Origin of the sequence: Methylobacterium sp. B1, assembly GCF_000333255.1 — a bacterium.
Taxonomy (GTDB): Bacteria; Pseudomonadota; Alphaproteobacteria; order Rhizobiales; family Beijerinckiaceae; genus Methylobacterium; species Methylobacterium fujisawaense.
Map to the genome: position 1 here is coordinate 1 of NZ_BACT01000758.1, position 3,251 is coordinate 3,251.

4 protein-coding genes and 1 pseudogene are annotated in these 3,251 nt (G+C 65.7%); all 5 read right to left on the reverse strand.

The window, feature by feature from the left end:
- Positions 1–94: 94 nt before the first annotated feature.
- Entirely contained in the window at positions 95–292 is a 198-nt protein-coding gene (locus I53_RS22155; protein ID WP_043354753.1) for a hypothetical protein, read from the reverse strand.
- A 95-nt stretch (positions 293–387) separates the two neighbouring features.
- Entirely contained in the window at positions 388–657 is a 270-nt protein-coding gene (locus I53_RS22160) for a hypothetical protein (RefSeq protein WP_043354755.1), read from the reverse strand.
- Positions 657–917 carry a hypothetical protein gene (locus I53_RS22165; protein WP_043354757.1) on the reverse strand — a complete coding sequence of 87 codons (261 nt, stop codon included), beginning with the start codon at positions 915–917 and terminating at the stop codon, positions 657–659. The genes I53_RS22160 and I53_RS22165 overlap by 1 nt, the downstream gene beginning before the upstream one ends.
- A gap of 1,014 nt (positions 918–1,931) precedes the next feature.
- Positions 1,932–2,684 (reverse strand): EAL domain-containing protein, encoded by a 753-nt coding sequence (locus tag I53_RS22175; RefSeq protein ID WP_306307447.1) that lies wholly within the window; start codon positions 2,682–2,684, stop codon positions 1,932–1,934.
- 33 nt (positions 2,685–2,717) lie between these two features.
- Positions 2,718–3,251: pseudogene (locus tag I53_RS22180) on the reverse strand (integrase core domain-containing protein); the annotation flags it as partial.

Below are 3,251 nucleotides of genomic sequence, written 5' to 3' on the forward strand. Positions count from 1 at the left end.
CCGCACATCACCCGATGATAGCAGACAGAATAGCATAAATCTGGAGAATGTCAAGCTGGCACCATTTTTGAAGCGTATAACGGGATTTTCAGCGCTACAGACGCACAATCTTCGGGGTCGCCACAGCCTTCCGCAGGCGGTCGAGGTCGGCATCGCGCTCGCCATCGAGGTTCATCAGGATCAGGCGTGTCATGAGGAGGATACGGGTCTCGTCCCCGCCGTCGAGCGCCAGGGCGAGGAGCTGAGCTAGGTCGTCGTGACTCGCGGTCGGGGCGTTGTCGTTGTTGGGCATCGGCGTGTCCCTGCACGTCGGTATGGGTTCCGCGGTCGTCGCGGGGCTCGTCGGCCGGCGCGGAGGGCGTTCTGCGTCGGCCGATTCGGAGGTGGCTAGGCGTCCTCGTAAGGCACCGGCACCGCGACGAGGTCGAGCACAACGTCCTCGGCCTCATCCAAGGACAGGCTGAAATGCCGACCGGCGATGATACGCAGGGTCGCGGTCTCGACGACCATGAGCCCCCCGAAGTTGGTCGGGGACAGCACCGCGGTCGAGGGCGTGACGGAGAGCCCGTTCAAGGCGGCGGTCACGCGCAAGCGGTTGAGCCTGTCCGTGATCCGGTCGGCTTCCATGGCGGGGAAAGCGAGGTTCACCGCGCCCATCAGCGGCTCCCCCCGAAGCGCAGGGACCGCTTCTCGATATCGGCGACGAGTTCGTCGACCCGCCGCTCGGCCTCGTCGATGGTGAGGTCGAAATTCCCGCCGGCAATCACGCCGTTCATGGGGATGTCGGTCAACATGATGCCGCCGAGGTGATTCGGCGACAGGGCGCGGCGCGAGGTCAACACGCCGATGTCACGGCGGGTGGCACGGGCCCGCAGGCGGCGGACGCGCTTGCGGTAGTCGGGGGAGAGGGCGGGCATGTCTGGGTCTCCAACTGGGTCGTTAACCAAGACATACGCCGAGGATACATACCGTTGGATGTACGCTCCCGATTGACGCCGCGCCGCCGGTCTTGGCAGGGTCACAGCACCGGGTCACAAATCGGGGGTCGACGGTCACGCAGACTCAATGATATCAATGACTTATGGGCTGGTAGGCCGAGTCCTTTCCTGGGCACCAAATGCCTGACAGCAGCCCGCCAACGCATTGGCGGGCTTTGTTGTTTCTGAGTTGCGGAATTCCTGAGCTTAGGGGCCGGGAGTTCTGCGGGCCATCCGAGCCCGGTTGGCCGTCCGCGTGTAGGTTACGCATTTCAGACTTCCGTCGGCCCAACCGAACAGGGCTTCGAGCTGCGCCTCTGTCGCCCCATCCTCGGCGGCGCGACGCGCTCCGGCCTTCCGCAGCCCATGAGCCGGACCCGGGCATTGGGCCTCGCGGCAGACCTTCCCGACCCACGTGCCGAACGATTCCTTGGTGGACGGCCCTCCGCGCTCGGTGCAGATGAACGACGGATCGCCCGTCGGCCCCGCGGCGATCAACGCGGCGAGGGCCGTTAGGATCGGCGCGATCACCACCATCCGGGTCTTTCGGTGCGGATGGGGAATTCACCGTTCCGGACGTGCTGGCAGCCGAGCCGAACCGCGTCGCCGCGGCGCAGGCCGGTGTAGAGCAGCAGATCGAACGCGAGGCGCTGCGGGTGCCGACCGGCCAGCAGGCCTCGAACCGCGCCAATTCCTCTCCGGTCCAGGCGTGGAAGCCGCCCGCATCGTTCCGGCCCGAGAGGAGCGACACGCCCCGGGTCGGATCGGACGGCACCAGCCGGCGCCCTACGGGGCCGTCCGCACGGCTGCGATCCGATGTGTCGCCCGGGGGTCGCTCTGACCGGAAGGGACAAATGATGGTCGGACCGCTCGCCGGCCGCGCATCGAGCGAACGGAGATCTGAGGAATGCAGGAGCAATGATGAATCCCGCCCGGAGCACGGGCAAAGCGTCGCTAAGCGACCTCGAGGTCACGATCGAGATCGACGAGCGCGCGATAGGAGTCGATCGGCTGCGGCTTGCCGCGCAGATAGCCTTGTATCTCTGCACACCCGTGCTGCCGTAGAAACGTCAGCTGCGCCTCTGTCTCGACGCCCTCCGCGATGACCGGAATGTCCAAGCTCTCACCGAGACTGAGGATTGCCCGGACGATCGCGCCGCCTTTGCTCGTCACGCCGATCTGCCACACGAACGACCGATCGATCTTGATCTTGTCGAACGGAAAAGCCTCCAACGTCGCCAGGGATGAGTATCCCGTTCCGAAATCATCCATCGAGATGCGCACACCGAGCGCCTTCAGGTCGCGCAGTGTCTCCTGCGCGCGTGCCGAACCCTTCAGAAAGAGGCTCTCGGTCACCTCGAGTTCGAGACGGTCGGCCTTCAGTCCGGTCTCCTTGAGCACCGCACCGACGACATCGCACAGGTCGGCTTGCTGGAGCTGCGCGATCGAGAGATTGACAGCGATGCCGAGGGGCAAGGCCCAACGCGCAGCCTCGCGGCAAGCCTCACGGAGCACCCACTCGCCGAGCGGGAGGATCGCCCCGGTCTCCTCTGCCAGCGGTATGAACTGCGCAGGCGAAATCGTCCCACGGGTCGGATGAGTCCATCGCAGAAGCGCTTCGAAGCCGCAGGCGCGATCCGAGGCGACTCTGAACTGGGGCTGGTAGTGTCCGTCGTCAGATGATTTGAGACGACTTGAGGCGCTCAGGAACGGAGGCTCTGGTCCTTCTGGGTTGAGAGGTTAGGCAGCCTGCGCGTGGTGGCGCAAGCGGCGATCGATGAGGGTCTGGCGCTTGATCCGCGCCCGCTCCTGCAGGATGGCCTCGCCGCGGCCGAAGTAGACGTCGGCGGGAGTGAGGTTGTCCAGGCTCTCGTGAGCCCGAGCGTGGTTGTAATGCTCGACGAAGGCGGCAACCCGCGCCTCCAGTTCGCCGGGCAGGTAGGCGTGTTCGAGCAGGATGCGGTTCTTGAGCGTCTGGTGCCAGCGCTCGATCTTGCCCTGCGTTTGAGGATGGCGGGGCGCGCCGCGGATATGGGTCATGCCCCGGCTGCCGAGCCAGTCGGCCAGATCACCCGCGACGTAGCTCGGCCCGTTGTCGGAGAGCAGCCGCGGCCGATGCGCCACCTGCACATGATCGAGCCCGGCCGCCGCCAGCGCGAGGTCGAGCGTGGCGGTGACGTCGCCGACCTGCATCGTCGCGCACAGCTTTCACGCCCCGATGTAGCGCGAAGAGTCATCAAGCACCGTCGAGAGGTAGTAACAAGCCCAGCCAAC

Excerpts from the sequence above, each read along its gene's own strand:
- I53_RS22155 (WP_043354753.1), bottom strand. The coding sequence starts at position 292 with ATGCCCAACAACGACAACGCCCCGACCGCGAGTCACGACGACCTAGCT.
- I53_RS22160 (WP_043354755.1), bottom strand. The coding sequence starts at position 657 with ATGGGCGCGGTGAACCTCGCTTTCCCCGCCATGGAAGCCGACCGGATC.
- I53_RS22165 (WP_043354757.1), bottom strand. The coding sequence starts at position 917 with ATGCCCGCCCTCTCCCCCGACTACCGCAAGCGCGTCCGCCGCCTGCGG.